The sequence below is a fragment of the Roseimicrobium gellanilyticum genome, assembly GCF_003315205.1.
In the GTDB taxonomy this organism is placed as follows: domain Bacteria; phylum Verrucomicrobiota; class Verrucomicrobiia; order Verrucomicrobiales; family Verrucomicrobiaceae; genus Roseimicrobium; species Roseimicrobium gellanilyticum.
On record NZ_QNRR01000002.1, the window covers coordinates 990,355 to 1,007,869 of the forward strand.

Here is a 17,515-nt window from a genome sequence, read left to right on the forward strand (position 1 = left end):
CACCGTGAGTCAGCGTGCCCCCAACCTGACGAGCGTCACCACCATCAATGCGGACGGCTCGCATCGCTTCCTCCATCCCTCGGATGTAAAGGGTCGCTTCACACTGGCGCGGCGCCTTACGGCGCTGGTGCTCATCGCCGTGTATGTGGGACTGCCCTGGATACCCGTGAAGGGATTTCCAGCGGTATTCCTGGATGTCGCGAACCGCCGTTTTCACTTCTTTGGCTTCACGCTCGTGGCGCAGGACCTGTGGCTCGGATTCTTCCTGGTCACAGGGCTCGCCTTCGGCCTCTTCTACGTGACCTCGCTCTTTGGTCGCTTGTGGTGCGGATGGACCTGTCCCTACACGGTCTTTCTTGAACACGTCTACCGCCGCGTGGAGCGCTTCATCGATGGTGATGCCGCGGCCCGCAAGAAGCTGGATGCTGCACCCTGGTCGTTCAGAAAGGTCCTGAGACGAGTCGCGAAGCACAGCATCTACCTCGCGCTGTCCGTGGCCATTGCGCACGTGTTTCTCAGCTATTTCGTTTCCATACCCCAGCTCTATGCGTGGATGCAGGGGCCGCCTTCCCAGCACCTGCTGGCCTTTGGTGTGGTGCTCTCTCTCACGACGGGGCTGTACTTTGCCTTCGCATGGTTCCGCGAGCAGTTCTGCATCATTCTTTGCCCATATGGGAGGCTGCAATCCGCACTGACAGATGACCACACAGTGGTGATTGGCTATGACGAGAAACGCGGTGAGCCACGTGGCAAGGTGGGTGCACCTGGCGTGGGAGATTGCATCAACTGCATGCGCTGTGTGCAGGTGTGCCCGACCGGCATCGACATTCGCAATGGTCTGCAACTGGAGTGCATCGGCTGTGCTGCGTGTGTGGATGCGTGCGATGCCATCATGGCCAAGGTGGGGCGCGCACCGGGATTGGTGCGCTACGACTCCATGCAGGGCCTTTCTGGAAAGCGTACGCGCTACCTGCGGACCCGCACGCTGGTGTACACCGTCTTCGCCCTCATGGGTCTGCTTGCTGCAGGGGCAGCATTGTATTCATTGAAACCCGTGCGAGTGCTGGCCAAGCGCATCCCAGGCCAGCCTTTCTTTGTCTCCGAAGGGACGGTGAGGAATCAGTTCACGATTCGCATCATCAACAAGCAACATGGCCCAGCCCTGTTCCGCGTGGAGTTGGACAATGCTGATGCGCCAGAGGGGATGAGTCTGCTGGGCGCGGAGTCCGCGGTGGAAGTACCCTCACTCGATGAGGTGGAGAAGACGGTGATCCTGACCATTCCGCAAAAACAATATCAAGGATCGCAACGGGTGCGCATCAACATCCACGAAACCGGCAATGGTGTGAAACTCAGCCAGGAAGTCGAATTCCTCGGGCCCGACCTCCGCTTCAGCACCCTTCCCCCGTCATCATCGCCATGAAGAAGTATCTCGCAGAACGCCCGTGGATCTGGGTGGTGGTCAGCTTCGTCGTGCTCATCGGAGCGCTGGCTTCCTTTGTCACCACCGCGGTGAAGAACATGCCCGAAACGGTCTCTCTGACAGGAGGAGTGGAGCGTGCAAACCATTGACAGCACTGCCGCCGCCTTCGTGGCCGGTCTGGTGACCAGTGTCCACTGTCTGGGCATGTGTGGCCCCATGGTGTGTGCCTGGTCGATCGGCAATGGGGGAAGCCCCCTGGCACGCCACCGCAATGCAGCGCTGTATCATGGGGCACGTATCCTGTCCTACACCACCCTCGGCGCCGTGGCGGGAGCGCTTGGCACACTTCCCCTGCGCTGGCTGGATGCGCATGGCGCTCGGGTGCTTCCCTGGCTGTTCGTCGTTGTGTTTCTGGCTGTCGCGCTCGGACTCGGCAAATGGCTGCCCAAGCCACTCATCCTCACCCGACCCACGGCGAAGCTGCGACTCGCGCTGGTCCGCGTGCCCATCGTGGCGAGGGCCGCACTGCTGGGCGCAGCCACACCATTGCTCCCCTGTGGACCGCTATATCTCATGCTCACGCTGGCGATGGCCAACGGTTCCATGTCACGGGGCGCTCAATTCGCGGCGGCCTTCGGCCTTGGCACCCTGCCTTTGCTTTGGCTCGCCCAGACCCAGGTGCATTTGCTCGGGCCTAAATATGGCAGCCGCGCCTCTCAGTGGGTGCAGCGTGTACTCGCCCTGAGTGCGGCAACCATCATGGTGTGGAGGCTCCGCGGCACCTTCACCGGTGAACCGGAGGCGCTGTGCTGCCACAGCGACTGACATGAAGATGACCACACCAGAATCCATGTGCATCCACTGCGGCACCCCAGTACCCTCTACTGCAGCGGACTCACGCTTCTGCTGCACAGGGTGTGCCTATGTCCATGCGCTTCTTCAGGAAGAGGGATTGGAGAAATTTTACGAACTACGCGGAGAGCAGACACTCGTGCCGGTCTCCACGCAGGCGCTGCGCGATCAGGACTTTGAATGGCTTGCACAAGCCACCAGGGAAGCCGAGGAGAAAGCGCTGGCAGACGCCACCGTCGCGCGCCTTCATCTTGGTGTGCAAGGCATGTCATGTCTCGGCTGCGTATGGCTCATGGAGCGCGTGCATCAGCAGCAGCCCGGCGCAGGCAGAATCACCATCCACGCCTCTCGGGGTGACCTGGAGGTGGAGTGGAACGTCGGAGCATTCGCGCCCATTGAATTCGCGAAACGTCTGCAACACTTCGGCTACCTGCTCGGTCCCTCTACAGGAATCGGCAAGGGCAAGCCCGCAGCCGATGATCTGGTGAGACGCATGGGATTGTGTGGAGCCTTCGCCATGAATGCCATGGCCTTCACCCTGCCCACGTATCTCGGGATGTCGCGGAGCTTTGTCTTTGCCGAATGGTTTGACCTCGTGGCGGCGTGCTCGGCCACGCTGGCCCTCCTGCTGGGTGGCTCCTACTTTGCAGGGAAGAGCTGGCGCGCACTGCAACACGGTGTGCTGCATATTGATACACCTATCGCTCTTGGCATCGGCGCTGCCTGGCTTGGCGCCATGATTGGTTGGGCCACGGGAGTCGATGGCCTGAAGTACTTCGACTTTGTGGCCACCTTCATTTTTCTGATGCTCGTGGGCCGCTGGCTCCAGCAGTTCGCAGTAGAAAGGAACAGCCGCCGCATGCTGCAAGGAGCGGTGGTCGCGGACACCGTCATGGTATGCCATGCAGATGGCAGCACAGAGGCAAAGGCCATCCGAGACATCGCTGTGGGCGACTCCATCAGGCTGAAACCCGGTGAGCTGTGTCCCGTCCGCGCCCAACTGTCCTCTCCGCATGTAGGCATCAGCCTGGAGTGGATTAATGGAGAAAGTGCCGCCACCGAGCGCACTTCCGGCCAGCTCGTGCCCTCCGGTGCATTGGTGGTGAGTAACCGGCCCGTGGAAGTCGAGGTGCTCGAGAGCTGGGAGGGTTCCCTGCTCCAGCGGCTGGTCGCAAGCGATCGCCCTGAGCATGTTTTCTCACCGTTCGTTGGCGCCCTGCTCAAGTGGTATCTCGCGGTCGTAGTTCTCATCGGCATCGCAGGCGGCGCTGCGTGGCTTCTCATGGGTTCCAGCGTGGTGACGGCGCTACAGGTGATGATTTCCGTGTTCGTGGTCTCCTGCCCCTGTGCGCTGGGTGTGGCAGCGCCCTTCGCCGACGACCTGGCCAATGGATTGCTGCAACGTCTGGGCGTCTTCGTACGCACCGGGTTCCTGTGGCAGCGGCTTGTACGCGTGCGTAGTGTGCTTTTTGACAAGACCGGCACGCTCACTGCGGAGAATCCCACGCTCGAGAATCCAGAGGCACTGGACACCCTCGATCCAGCAAGTCGCCAGGCACTCAGTCAACTGGTACACGCCAGCCTGCATCCCATATCTCGCAGTATCTTTGATGCACTCGGTTCCTTCAACATTGCCTCCCAACAAGATGCCAGCCCGGCAGTGGAAGAGGTCGTCGGCATGGGATTGCTGTTGCAGGCCGAGCATGGCGCGACCTATGCGCTAGGACGTCCAGGCTGGAAGGACGATGGTAACTATTCTGGCAACTCCGAAGATGTAGTCTTCAGCCGCGATGGCAAAAGACTGGCCGCATTCGCTTTTGAAGATCGCCTGCGCCCCTCCACGCGTGCCGCGATGGATCGCCTCAGACAATCCGGTCTAACCGTGCAACTACTGAGCGGTGACCGCCATGAGAAGGTGGCGCGTATTGCCGCGCAGCTTGGTCTCGAAGAATCCGCGTGGCATGCGGAGATGACGCCTGACCAGAAAGCGGCGTCGGTGAGGCAAGCAGGTGCGAGCCAGACCCTCTTCATCGGCGATGGCGCGAATGACAGCCTGGCCTTCGACGAGGCCCTGTGCGCAGGCTCACCGGTGACGGGCAAAAACTTCCTGGAGCGCAAGGCGGACTTTTACTTCCTGGGGAACAGCCTCCGCTTCCTCCCAGATCTCCTCTCCGTGGCGCATCGCCGCATGCTGGCCGTGAGGTGCGTCTTCACCTTCGCGCTGGTGTACAATGCGTCTGCGATCGCCCTTGCCCTTGCCGGCGTGATGAGCCCCCTGCTCGCGGCAGTGCTCATGCCTGCAAGCTCCGTGGTCACTCTGGGCATTGCACAACTGATGCTCGGGCAATGGGGCCGCAAGATGAAGGGTCAAGATAGGAAGACCGACCCGCAAACAGTGCGTGGCGCAAATGGCGAAGTAGCGCTATCCTAAGTTATTCCAAACCTTGCACGCCCATGAATGCTGCATCTCAAATCCTGGTCGGAATTGACTTCTCTCCCTCCAGCCGCAACGCCCTACTCACCACCTTGCGACTTGCTAAAGCAAGAAAGGCAAAGGTAACCGCACTCCATGTGATGGATCCTGACCTCGCAGGCGCCATCAAGGCGGCCCACGGTTTCTCTGAAACGTCACTGCATGCCTTCATGATCGAGCGTCTCCGTGCCTTCCTGGACGCACCGGATGCTGCCGTGGAACATTTGACGTTCGAATTCGATATCGGCCCTGACTTCGTGACACTGATCCACTGGTGCAACAAGCTCAAGGCCGAGCTTCTCGTGCTGGGCTCACGTGGCCGCACTCACACCACGCACCAGATAGGCGCCATTGCCGCACGATGTGCACGACAAGCGCCTGCCGATGTACTGCTGGTGCGCGAAGACACGAAGCACCCCTTCCGCCACATCGTGGCCTGCGTGGACTTCTCCGAGACCTCGGCGAAAGCCGTGCGCCATGCGGCTGAAGTGGCCGATATCGAAGGCGGGAATCTGGATTGCCTTTTCATCAACCAGACTGCACTGGCCATGTCCCTGGACTATGCAGGCTATCTGCCCGCAGTAGAAATACCCGATACCACCAGTACAGAGCACTGGAAAGGTGAACTCGAAAGGTTCCGCGAGCCACTCATTCCTGCCCCGGTCGCGCCACGAGCCAAGGGCGTCGTACTCGAGCGTGTGAATGTCCGCGATGCCATCTATGAGCACATCAACACCACTGGAGCAGACCTGGTGGTGCTGGGCACGCGAGGTGTAACGAACCTGCGCACGCTGGTCATGGGCACCACGGCGGAGCGCATCATCACAAATTCACCCTGCTCCGTGCTCGCCGTGAAACCGGAGGGTTATGAGTTCCAGGCACACTGAGAGTCCCCTCCGCACCGCACCTCTTGCGCTGCATCCATCCGCAGGCAAAATGATGTCATGAGCCAAGCCAGTGCCACACGCACCGCAAAGAAACCCCGTCCCGAGATGAAACGCCTGCTGCTCGTGGACGACCACCCCATCATGCGCCATGGGCTGGTGCAACTCATCTCCGCAGAACCCGATCTCGAAGTGTGCGCCGAGGCGGGCAATGCCGCAGATGGCATGGTGGCCGTGACCAGCAGGAAGCCTGATCTCGTGATCGCAGATCTCACCTTGCCAGACAAGCATGGTCTGGAATTCATCAAAGACATACGCGCCCTTCATCCAGATCTGCAAATTCTCGTGCTCTCCATGCATGATGAATCCCTATACGCCGAGCGTGCCCTGCGTGCCGGTGCTCGGGGCTACCTCATGAAGGAGACAGCTGCTGAAAATCTCATCCACGCTGTACGACGCGTGCTGGGCGGAGACATCTATCTGAGTGACAAGATGGCCAGCGTGATGCTGGAGCTTCTGTCAGGCCAGCGCAAGAGCGCGGCCTCCGCTGGCATTGATCGTCTCACGGATCGGGAACTCGAAGTGCTGCAACTCATCGGCAGCGGACGTGGCACGCGCCAGATCGCTGACCAGCTTCACGTGAGCGTGCGAACGATCGATGCGCACCGCGCCCACATCAAAGACAAGCTCCAACTCCCCGATGGAAATGCGCTCGTACGCTACGCCGTGCGCTGGGTGGAGAATCAGCAGGGAACAGTGTAGCCAGGACTACGCCCGACCTGACTCCATTCGCCGAATGGCAGCATCAGAAAGCCGTAGAGGAATCCCCTATGCCTCACTTGCGCGTTTCATGACATCACGAACACGTGGGGGTACGAATTTCGCAAGATGTGATTGGGACTAGCTTGGGGTGTCATCAAACACCGCAAGCTATGAACTCTACCACCCAACAAGCTCCTGCCACTCACGAACGTCTTCTTCATAGTGACCTCTTCCAGAACTATCGTGAAGCCTTCCAGACAACCACCGGCCTGCGCCTGAGTCTGGACAGCGTGGATGCCATCCGCCGCGAGTCGAAGATTCCTTCCTTGAAGCGCCTCCATCTGCCCGTCCGTGCCGCCGAAGCGGTGGTGGCGTTCGTCACCATGCAGCCAGTCGCCATACAGAGTGAGGTCTTCCGCAGCTTCGACGACGTCGCCCGTGTGATGCTCCAGGACGATGCCACTGCCGCAGAAGTCAGAATGGCCCGTGAGATCTATGAGCAGACTCCGGCAGTCACTCCGGAACGCCTGAAGGCGCTGGAAACCCTGCTGCAAGTGCTGGCCGTGCAACTGAGCGAAGTGGCCGAGCACCTCTTCCTCGAGGCCACCGAAAGCGAACCCATCACCGTGCGCAAGGCCCGGGAGTTCATCATGAAGCACCTCACTGAGTCCATGTTCCTTGAAGATGTGGCCCGCTATGCCGGGGTGAGCGCCTTCCACTTCTGCAAGGTCTTCAAGAAATACACCGGGCACACCTTCACCAGCTTTGTGAATCACGCACGCGTGGAGCATGCGAAGAAGCTCCTCATGAAGCCCCGCTACTGCGTGACTGAGGTGGCCTTCGATGCCGGTTTCCAGTCGCTTTCACAGTTCAACCGCAGCTTCCGCCGCGTAACCTCGAAATCACCCACTGAATACCGTGGCGAGTTGAAGTCCAAGCACGCCATGGCTGACGCGGCCTGAGTCGCCTGATGCGCAACCCAAACCCCAAAATCAGGGCCAGGGAATAGTGCATTCCCTACGAAATAGCGGGCTCCGTGCGAACCATGAAGCCTGCCTGACGAGCCACCAGCTCGTTTTCCTTCCACTTGGAGTGAATGACACTCGTTGGCCGAGATAGCCAAGCGACGAAAAGGGACCGCACCCGTCAGGATTCGAGCCAAGGCAAACAATTCTCAGGCGACTACACTTGGGCACTCTGCCTTAGGGATAGCCACGACAAGACCTTTCCTGCTGTTCCCTCATTCTTTGTGTGCGACAATCTCGGTTTTGACAGCGATGTAAAACTCGCACGGAAACACACCCGCCACATCGTTCGTGACCTGCCCTTCATCACCGGGAGAGCCATTGGTCATTTGATGGAGAAGTGGCATCACCAAGACACACGCATCGCCGCCTACAAGAAAGCTGAGCTCGACGACATCCAAGCCCACGACCTTGTCATTCGGGCTACTGATGTTGGCGTGTGCAGCAATCGTCTGATACCCACTGTTTTGGGCGAGTTGCGAAAACCTCGTCACGCGGTATTTGAAAGCGGAATGTGTGGTCCTTGTTCAACTCCTTCGGAATCTCTGAAAGACGGCAGTCTCGCAGAGCTACCGAAAAGGACGGAAGCTCTCCATGGACTGCTGGATGTCCATGTGGGGTTGAATTGATTCTAGAGAAGGGAACCTCTTTTACGCTTCGCGCTTTAGAGGGACCTTTTTTTTCCGTGAGGCGGTGGGGACATTGACTCTTCTCTCCATGCGGCTACAATCACATCCGACCCACCGGGATGCATTTTTGGGCTGCTCTTTCAAGAGCAGCCTGGATCTAGGCTGCCGCAAACTTCGCCCGCTCAAACTCATCCTGGTCTGCCCCAAAAAGCCGGACATGGAGACTTGAGAGTCGAGCGGTTAAAGCAACCACAAGACGACCATGTCCACGGCCAATCCACGGGCTGCAAATGATGGAAACTGGGAGAATCTTACGGCGGCAATACCAGTTCTGAAGCGTCCTCTCCGCCAGCTACGTAAATTCCGACGGTTGTGTCCCATTCACTTATCCCCGCCGTAACAACAAAACCATTGCTCAGAAGCACTCCAAAGCCCAACCACATCTCGGACTCGCAAATCGCCAGAATCTCCGCGCGCAGACGTGGTTCATTTTCCTGATTTTTGCTGCAGTACATGTGCTCCGCCCGCCGGGTCTGCCTCAGCAATGAAAAACCGTCAGGCGTACGCTCGAGAATCTGCATGAGGTCAAATCCCATACCAGTGCTCAACTCAACCCACATCCGTCGATCTTGGAACCTTCCCGTTCTGGGACGATCGAGATACCAGATTTTCTGGATAGATTTTCCGATGACATCAGCCCTTCGAAGATAGTTGTCAGTAGACATACCCGTGATTGACGAACCAATCATACACAATTTCCGTGGTTTGGCGTCCCACGGCATAGCCCCAGACACTTCCTACCAGCCCCCGCAATGGCCAAAACGGTCACTGGATCAGCTCTGCCGTGACACCATGGAGGCAATCAAGAAGCAGCACACCGTCAGGAACTGGCCGCCAGGCTCTAGGCGTTCAAGGACTCGTGGAGATCACGATCTCATCTATCGGACAACCCGAATGCCCGGATGTCGTTTCGCGAACTCTTGCGCCTCGGTTTTTGTGATCTCGGTGCCGCCAATGCATAAGACTTTTAATGACGGACATTTACCTAGGGCCTCCAATGCCTTTCCAGTGATGCCGGTATCCGAGACCTGCAATTGTTCGAGACCTTCCATTTTTGCTATATAGACAATAGAATCATCGTTAAGATCCGCTCCCGCCATCTCGAGGGTACGGATGGAACCGGTGCGGGACAGGTGGTTCAATAGCGATGCATCCAACGGACCTGCGCCTGTCATAATCAACTCTTTGGGTTTCAGGCGCCGTATCGCCAGGCCGAGATCTGCCGAGCTCACCAGATGAGAGGGCTCCGTAGAGATGACATCTGGATAAGACAGCCAAGAGTCCATGGCTCCTCCAGCACTTCTCACCATGAGAGGCCGCGAAAGTGGAGGGACTCTCCATTTCTCGCAAGTCGCGTAATTCTGCTCCAAAACGAAAAGACTTTCCCGTCTGTGGTCCTCAAGGGTCAGAACCCACAAGACCGAGCTCGCGAATATCGCTGATAGAGCGAAGACCACAGGACCAAGTCGCATTCTCTTGGGATTCATCGCTCTAACGTATTGTAAAGGTAAAGCTGATGCGAGGCATCAGCCAGCGTCCATTAACACGCGGTCCTCTGTAATGATCCGTGTGGTATGTCGGCTGCGGCTGGATGAGTTCGCCACGGTTGTTACGCTTCGCAGGGGTATGCCACAACATTTCAGGAGGGACTCCAGTTTTTGCCAGGTTGTCATGAAAGCCGGGACCCGAGACATACGTGCCGACCTTGAGGCCCTTTGTCTTCTTTTCTTGGTTACCTACGTGATCTTGAATTTCCATTCCTTTAGGAACAAAACCGTCAAAGGCGGTGAGTGGATCGTTGTCGTTATATCCACCATCTCCATAATAGTCTACTTGAACAGATTTTTCCAATTGCTTTACGTTGAGAATCGCTGCCAATCCAGGTTCTCGCTTGCCTACATCAGCAGAGGCAACGGAGGGGCGTTGCCAGACGTTGCGCGGTTCTTGAGTAACCTTCACTTTGCCATTTTTGTCGCATTGAATCCGCACAAACTGAGATAGCACCGTGGCAGTCGCATTTTCTTCTTTCCTATCCGAAGCCACAGCCAATGCCAAGTATACAGTTTCGTACTCCGTGTTGGGCCTTGCCAAATAATCCTTCGGCTCAATCAGATGCGGGTCGGCACCTCCCACCCGCCATTGCAACGCTCCCGACAGCTGCGTTGTGATAACTCCGAGAAGTTCAAGTTGTGTCTGTCCCGCCCAGTTTGAATCATCATTAGGGTCTTTATAAGCGCCTGAAAGAACGTCGGCGGCAGAGCTTCCTTTGCGTTTGTAAGAGCGTTGGACCACTTTGTCAGGCGTCATAAAGCACTTCAAGCCGAACGGATCAATGAAGTGAACCAGATCATTTTCCACCATTCCATAGAGGTTGAGCCCTCCATGTTCATTAATGGGGTCCCTACTCAGCCACCTGCCCCTTACGGGATCATAACACCGATATCCGTAGTAACTTAGCCCGGTCTCGGCATCCGCATACTTCGTGCTAAACCGAATTGGGCAAAGCTCTGGTTCGGGTTCGTTCACTCGGACCACCTGGCCGAAGGCGTCATAGTCGTACAATGCCACACGACCGTTGGTGCCTACCAGGCCAATCACATTGCCGTTCAGGTCCCATGTGGCCATATAGGCTGAAGCGACTCCGCTACGTTGCTGGTGCCGCACCACGCCCAAGAGACCGCCCACACCGCCGGCCCCTTCCCAAGTGCCGCTGACGTCCGGACCCCACACATAACTGCGCACCAAATGCGGCTCCACTCCAGGCTCGCCGGTGGCACCGGGCGGGCGCTCCTCCATCATTTCCACCTCTGCCATGAGGTTCCATCCTTCGTAGATGAAGCGCAGATCTGATGCGGTGCGCCAAGTGCTCTCTGCCGTTTCATACCGGCTCACTTTTTTGCGAACACGACGGCTCATGTAATCATATCCAAACTCTAGCGCCTGGTGAGGCACGCCGGCCAGCACCGCTGCCGCATGAGTGGTCATTCCCACAAGCCTGTTTTCTCCATCCCAGGTGTAGTTCCACCTTCCATCACTGGTCAGATTGCCATCCGCGTCGTAGCTCAGGGCTTCTGTCACTGGGGGGACGTAGACATGCCCCTCGTGCGTGCTGGTGTACGGAATTCCACCCACGGTCCGGCTGGCTTCAATCTCCACTGCCTCCCACTTCGCCCCCGTACCAGAGGCAGTGATCGATCCCACGTAGTGGATGCCGTGCCGGTTCGCCGCAACGCCATTGATCTCCAAGGCCGTGTCAGTTGGTGCTGCCCCGCTCACGTGTACTTTGCGGGCATTGGCCAGCTCGGTGTACTGATTTCGCGCATTGCTGGTGTATCCCACCGTATCCACCTGGCCTGCGCCAAAAGGAGCGGTGCCATAGGTGTGCTGCAACCGGTTGCCGATATCATCATACGCATACGCGCTGCTCCACCCGGTCAGGGTGGCCAGCGTGCTGCCTCCGGAAGTAGTGGCTGCGCTCTTCACGGCTTCGGTGATCTGGCCTCTGGCATCATGAGCGTAAGCCCATCTGCCGTGCGCCGCAACCACCGTAGGCCATGTGGTAACGTCCGGGTCGACCGCATTGACGCCGCTGCCACTCAACTCACGCGACTGAAATGGCGCTGTACCCTCGTATGCATGAGAGGCCCTCACAATGCCGAGTTCTGGATCTATCTCAGTGGTACTCGTGAAGCTCGTGTTCGACTCAAAGGCACGAGTATACCTGATCTTTTTGCGGTTGGAACCACCATCATAGCTGGTGGTCCGCGTGAAGTCCATTTCGGGCACACCGGCCATCCGGTATTGAATGGACACCATCTGGCCAGTTTCGAAGTCCTGATGCTGGTAGAAGGTGCCCGGCAACATGACAGCCGGAGCACTTACACCTGCAGGCACGAAACTTCCCTGAAATCGCAGCTTGTTCCCGAATCGATCCACCGGCTGCTCCACGACCATGCCGGCCAGCCAGCCCGTGCCTCCGATGCTTTCCCGGGTGGGCTTCCCGATGTGCGACAACCCATCCCAAGTGCGTGTAGCCGGGGAAAACTCCTCACGCTTGGCCCCTGTCGAAAGGAGATCCCACAGGTGCGTGCCTGCCGCATCGGTCACCTGCCGCAGTGTGCCATCTCTATAGTAGCCGTAGCTCACATCCGGCGTACTATCTGAGTAGTCCTTGGCAGTGAGCCGCCCGGCACCATCATAGGCATAACTGGTGACCAGCGGAGCCATTCCCACTGTACGCGCCCAAGTGCGCGTCTCCAGCAGGCCGGAGGGCTTGTACGTAAAGGATGGCCCTTGATTGTTGGAATCCCGTTTGTTGAGCAGTAACCCTGTGGCCGCATCGTAGTTCCATGTCGTCAGCGATGCGGAAGGACTGGGTGTGTAGTCGTTGTCCACCCATGGCTTGGCACCGCTGAGCGCTGTATCCGTGCGATACGTCCACATCTTGATGAAGTCGCCATACTCGTTGTGCAAATACCGCACCGGATAGGTTCCGGCGCCCCACTGACCTGTCAGGTTACCGAGGCCGTCGTACTCAGAATAAGTAGTCGCCGTCGCCGTGGGACTCAAGCTTGAGCAGGGAGCCGTGACGCTCTGCACCCTTCCCGCACCTATGGAGTTACTTCCGTAGTAGGTGTAGCTCGTCACGCGATTGGTGGAGCCTGTCTGACGAGTGATCGAAGCGATGCGATCGTAGGTGCCATCATACGTATAAGTGAGCGTCCCCTCCGGTCCGCTTTCGGTGACCACGCGGCGGAAAGCATCATATGTTCGAGTGCTCGTCACGTTGTTCCACTCCAGGGAGGTCTCTGAAGTCAGCAGACCATTGGTTTCTGTGCGCAAGGAAGTGGCTGTTTTACCGTAGCGCTGCACAAACGTTGAGGTGAAGCGTTTTTGGGAGGAAGGCGCCGGGTCATACGCCACCGTGCTTACCGTGCTGGCCCCGCTTTCATCATAGGAGATCCTGATCTCGTTGGGCCCCAAGCCCAGCACCCGCCGCTCTTCCCGCTGCCGCCAGGACATTCCATCAGCCCCATCTCCCGTGTGTACGCGTGTGCGGCTTACCTCCCACCAGTACCCGTTCACCTTCTCATAGACGGTCTCATATTCGGTGACCGGTTCCACAGAGGCACCTGTGAGATTCAGCACGCCGTCTCCATTGAGGTCCACTCCTTCACGATACAACTGGTCCATTTCGTCATACTCAAAAATCGCTGCTGCAAGACCAGGGCGGATTGTCTTAATGCGCTGGCCTTTGCCGTTGTACACGTGCTGGGTCACTAGTACGCCCGAGCCGCCCACCGCTGGGCTCTCTTCACGCAGCACACGTCCGGTCCCGTCGCTGGCAACGCGACGCCAGCGCGGCGAATTGGCGCTGCCGATGTGGACCGTCGTTAACAGTTCACCACGATTGTTGACTTCATAGGTGTAGTATTCCGCCATCACACCGGTGCCCGTAATGCTTTTGGGTTGTCCGTCCCGGTAGGAAGCGATGATCTGTGTCAAGCCTCCGGGCATGGTTTCGGTGACCAGCCGGCCGCCTTCCGGAGTAAGACCATAGGTATATTGACTCGTGCGTCCCAGATGGTCTGTGCTCACTACGGTTTCGCCATATTCGTCCACCTGCGTTTCAGCATCCGTACGTGTCTGTCCAGCCGCACTGCGCTGCACGCGCTCCAGATAGCCGGGAGGCGTCGCTCCTCCGCTACCCGCAGGACGTGCATGGATGCTATGGATGGTTGAGAGGGTGCCCAAGGTCATCGTGCTGGTTCCGGTGGCTGCGTCCGTGGTCGTCGTTTTAACAACACCTGCTGCATCCGTTTCCGTGCTAACCCCGGATATGTTCTGGGAGGAAACGCGTTCCGCGATGCCGTCCAGATACTCCGTAATTGTCGTGGACCCCGGCCCGCTGTTACCGTAGCTGTAGGTGCGCACGGACGCGGTCTCATGACCGTCACCCCCGGTGGAAACATTCGTCCTTTCCAAAGACATCGAGCCCTGAGCGTTGAGCTGTACCAGGGTCTGGAGGCTCTTGCCCGGCACGCCGAAAGGATACGTCACCGTTCCCTGAGTGGTGGTGATGTTGCGCACGCCTCCAAGGATCTGCGATCGGTACGTAGTTCGTGCGCCGCTCGCCTCGACGAAATACACTTGCGCCCCTCCAACTTGCAAATTTCCTGAGCTCGTGTCCGAGACGAGTTCACCACTGCCGGAAAACTTCTGCGTGCGAATCTCGTCCACTGCCTGCCCTGTCGCACCGTCATGCGCCTGGCTCTTCGTGATAACCGTTCGAGACACAGTGATGCCTTTGATGCGAGTAATTTTGGTAGTGGTCTCCACAGGGAAATCCAGGGTCTGGACTTCCTCTACTTGACACTGGCTGGCGGGAATCTCTGCAATGCCGGCAATTGTCGAGGCACCTGCGTCCATCCAAGGGGTCCATGTCTGGCTGATGGAACCGTCGTCTGCATTGTAGAAATACCGCGCCCAAGAGCCATCCGGGTTCAACTGGATGTGCAACTGTCCCTGTACTGTATCTGGCAGATTTTCGTCATCATAGTAGGAGTAGTAGGTGACGCGATCCCCTGCGACGCCTTCCTCTGTCCGGATGAGTTTCTCCGCACTGTCGATCCGCTTGTAGATTTCTTTGCGTTTTCCGATGAGGAGTTCATTCCCGTTGGCATCAATCTTGAGCTTCTCCGTGGTAACGGTGCGCACCTCCTCCCCACCGCCAGGGGGTGTCACGTAACCGGTGTCCGTGACAGACTCCCCGTCCAACCCGCGAATGTATTTCCAGACTCCAGCGGCCCCGCCATTGTCTGGAGCGGCATACAGGACGTACTCTTCGGGCTCCTGGTCGCGCTGGATGGTGGTTACCTTGACTCCATCGATGTCTATAGAGCCAACGGTCGTAGTCACCTTTTGCACAGTTACTTGCGAGATGATCAGGGCTGAATCCAACAAAAGCGGTGTGCCCGATTGGGGGTTGGTATTGGTGGCGTCGTAGGTGGTGAGAATGAATCCCTTGCTGGGCATTGAAGGGTTCACCGGAACCATGTCCACCAAGGTTGCTCCATTTGTGGAGCTATTGGAGGTCACCCTGGATAGAACCTGGCGGCGTGCCGGACTGCCGGGGTACAACTCTTCAATCAAACTCAAATTCGCAGGCGAGCCCTGTGCCGCCGTCGCTCGATCAACCTTGAGACTGGTGGGATCAAACGAGAGAGGAGACGAATCCAACGGCGCATTGTAAACCAAGCGTCCCAAGGGATTGCCCGCGGCAGAACGCCCCAAACTCACTTCCATCCGCACGGAATCCGGAACGGGAAGGCTTTCGGTGCCACTTTGTGCTGCTGGGAAAGCGGGCTGGGATGACTGCACCCTTCCTGGATCAAACTTTTTGTCCGTTTTGGGGATGACCTGAGCAAAGAAGGTAAACTTTCCTCGAGTGTCTTCGGGGCAGGGGGAATAAAACATGGTCTCCGTCGGCGAGCACGCAGCAGGGTCACAGGCGGGATTGTAGCCGAAGCTACCTGAAGATTCACAGTAGCAAGAGGTCACCCAAGGAATGGCCACGTAAGTCCCAGTGGAGATCTGGGTGTTGCATCTCCATTCAACACTGAATTTGTAGCTTGCCGGATTGTTGCAAACAGGGAGATCTGGAGGGGAGGATGGGGCGTCGGGAGCGATTTGTATGGGGATGACTCCCTCCGCGTCAGGTGCGACTTGCCTTTCAACGCTGATGGAAGTCTGCGTCTCGCCCAACGGAATGGTGTGGCCGCCAACTTTCAGGGTGTAGCCGTAGCCTGAAATATTGATCTTGGCGATGTCTCCACAATTCAAACACTCCGCCTTCAGCTGGCGTGCCATCGGGGGAGTCAATGCCAGAATCCCCAGCAACAATACACGGATTGACTTCAGGAGTTCGGATGAACGATTGGTGAACATGTGTGTAAATAGAAAGTGGTGCTAGACCTGGAATACGAAAACCTCATGGCACACTGAGCGGTGCGCTCATCAGTGAAGAGATTCTGGGTTTAGTAGTCGGTGCTCTCTGAATTGGTGGCGGCAGTGCGGCGCCCGTTTTCGGGGCTGTCGTGGAGGAAGCCGCGCCTCCTGTATCACTTCCACCACCACAGCATGCTTCTCCAGGTTTGCCCCTGTATGGCACCATGGTGACGACGCCCTTCTCATTCTTATAGGTCCAGCTTTTCGCAGGCGTGGTGTCCGCGAAGCTAAGTTTCCCGGAGTCAGGGTTCCCCAGGACGAGTGCCTCACCGGAACGGCCTTGCGAAACGATGATTGGTGGCAGGTCGTCCAACGCGTTCTTCGCGACCTCCAGCCGCTTCAACCGGCGGGTCGTCGTGAACTCCATGGAGTCCAGGTTCAACTTCAGTTCATCCACGAAACATCCATTCTTGGCGTAGCTGAGAACGATTAGATCGGCGGTTGTAGCAGAAGAACCCGACTGCTGGGTCTTCCATTCCGCGGAGAGGACGGTTTGAGCCGCTGCTCCCGGTTCTGTGGCGGCCGCCGACCATGCCACCACACTCCCGCCGCGATTCCTTCTACCACCGGTTTCACTCGCCGCTTCCTGTGTGGTGGTGCTATGGTCGATCACCCACACTTCGCGGCTGCCGTGCACCATCATCAAGATGAGGTCCTGCTCAGGAAGATAGTCAATCTCCTTGGGCAACAACCAGCGGGGCCCCTTCAAATGAGGCAGCAACCCCAAATCCACTCGACCTGCCTTTCTTCCCTGAAACTGATGGTGGGGTAATGCAGGGTGGCGAGCCTGATACAAATGGTCCCAAAGACTCCACTTCCACACTTGAAACGCGGCGTCTTTCTCGTGTGGGCGATACTCCACGAGGGCTGGTACATACATGCCTTGGTCGGTGAGCAGACTTGGATCACGCCCCATCTTTTCACACTCTTCGCGAGTTTTGAACTCCAGTGCCGCAGTTAGGATATTGCCATTGGGCAGCACCAGGGCATCGCCATAGGCGATCATAGTGCTGGTCATGGCAGGAAACTCCCACAGCAGCGCACCGTCCCAGGAAAAGCGCTGCAGATATCCTCCAGCCATACGTGCGTTCTTGAACGCGGGAGGTGATGGCATCCCGCCAAGTCTCAGCATGCTGCCATCCGGCTGAAGGCGCACGGACAAGGCCGGCTCTCGCCCGCCTTTCCAAGTATGCCACTCACGCCCGTCCTGACGCAGGAGAACAGTCTCCGCAGAATAGAATGGGGCAAAGAGAACACCAAGTTCGCCACTGAATGGAGATGCTGCACCATTCGCCACCGGTTCTGCAGCACCCGTGTCGTCCGGAGCCGAGTACAGGAGCACTGCAAGCACTGGGCAGAGATATGACAGGAGAGTTTTCATCAGGAACAAAAAGGATTCA

Annotated in this window: 12 protein-coding genes; 8 read left to right on the top strand and 4 right to left on the bottom strand. The window is 57.8% G+C overall.

The window, feature by feature from the left end; all coding sequences use genetic code 11:
• The first annotated feature begins 4 nt into the window (after positions 1-4).
• From ccoG to DES53_RS32485, 8 genes are all read left to right on the top strand, one after another.
• Positions 5-1,423 carry a cytochrome c oxidase accessory protein CcoG gene (gene ccoG / locus DES53_RS09460; protein WP_113957976.1) on the top strand — a complete coding sequence of 473 codons (1,419 nt, stop codon included), beginning with the start codon at positions 5-7 and terminating at the stop codon, positions 1,421-1,423.
• Entirely contained in the window at positions 1,420-1,572 is a 153-nt protein-coding gene (locus tag DES53_RS32895) for a hypothetical protein (RefSeq protein ID WP_170156980.1), read from the top strand. The genes ccoG and DES53_RS32895 overlap by 4 nt, the downstream gene beginning before the upstream one ends.
• Positions 1,559-2,248: a sulfite exporter TauE/SafE family protein gene (locus tag DES53_RS09465; protein ID WP_211325489.1), complete on the top strand. Its 690-nt coding sequence runs from the start codon at positions 1,559-1,561 to the stop codon at positions 2,246-2,248. Before DES53_RS32895 ends, DES53_RS09465 begins: the two co-directional genes overlap by 14 nt.
• 1 nt (position 2,249) lies before the next feature.
• Complete coding sequence (locus tag DES53_RS09470) at positions 2,250-4,706, top strand: heavy metal translocating P-type ATPase metal-binding domain-containing protein (RefSeq protein WP_113957977.1); 2,457 nt, start codon at positions 2,250-2,252, stop codon at positions 4,704-4,706.
• A 23-nt stretch (positions 4,707-4,729) separates the two neighbouring features.
• Positions 4,730-5,635, top strand: coding sequence for a universal stress protein (locus DES53_RS09475; protein ID WP_113957978.1), 906 nt, complete (start codon positions 4,730-4,732; stop codon positions 5,633-5,635).
• Positions 5,636-5,692: 57 nt separating this feature from the next.
• On the top strand, positions 5,693-6,394 hold the full coding sequence (locus DES53_RS09480) for a response regulator transcription factor (RefSeq protein WP_113957979.1): 702 nt from the start codon (positions 5,693-5,695) through the stop codon (positions 6,392-6,394).
• 170 nt (positions 6,395-6,564) lie between these two features.
• Entirely contained in the window at positions 6,565-7,356 is a 792-nt protein-coding gene (locus DES53_RS09485; protein WP_113957980.1) for a helix-turn-helix transcriptional regulator, read from the top strand.
• Positions 7,357-7,490: 134 nt separating this feature from the next.
• Positions 7,491-8,048 (top strand): hypothetical protein, encoded by a 558-nt coding sequence (locus DES53_RS32485; RefSeq protein ID WP_147263306.1) that lies wholly within the window; start codon positions 7,491-7,493, stop codon positions 8,046-8,048.
• A gap of 311 nt (positions 8,049-8,359) precedes the next feature.
• Here DES53_RS32485 and DES53_RS09495 read toward each other — a convergent pair whose 3' ends face one another.
• The 4 genes from DES53_RS09495 to DES53_RS09510 form a co-directional block, all read right to left on the bottom strand.
• Complete coding sequence (locus DES53_RS09495) at positions 8,360-8,773, bottom strand: hypothetical protein (protein WP_147263307.1); 414 nt, start codon at positions 8,771-8,773, stop codon at positions 8,360-8,362.
• 213 nt (positions 8,774-8,986) lie between these two features.
• A complete protein-coding gene (locus tag DES53_RS09500) occupies positions 8,987-9,394 on the bottom strand; it encodes a hypothetical protein (protein ID WP_147263308.1) in 408 nt (135 codons plus the stop codon).
• A 205-nt stretch (positions 9,395-9,599) separates the two neighbouring features.
• Positions 9,600-15,164: an RHS repeat-associated core domain-containing protein gene (locus tag DES53_RS09505; RefSeq protein WP_211325490.1), complete on the bottom strand. Its 5,565-nt coding sequence runs from the start codon at positions 15,162-15,164 to the stop codon at positions 9,600-9,602.
• A 934-nt stretch (positions 15,165-16,098) separates the two neighbouring features.
• Positions 16,099-17,496, bottom strand: a complete 1,398-nt coding sequence (locus DES53_RS09510; protein ID WP_113957985.1) for a hypothetical protein — start codon at positions 17,494-17,496, stop codon at positions 16,099-16,101.
• Positions 17,497-17,515: the final 19 nt, after the last annotated feature.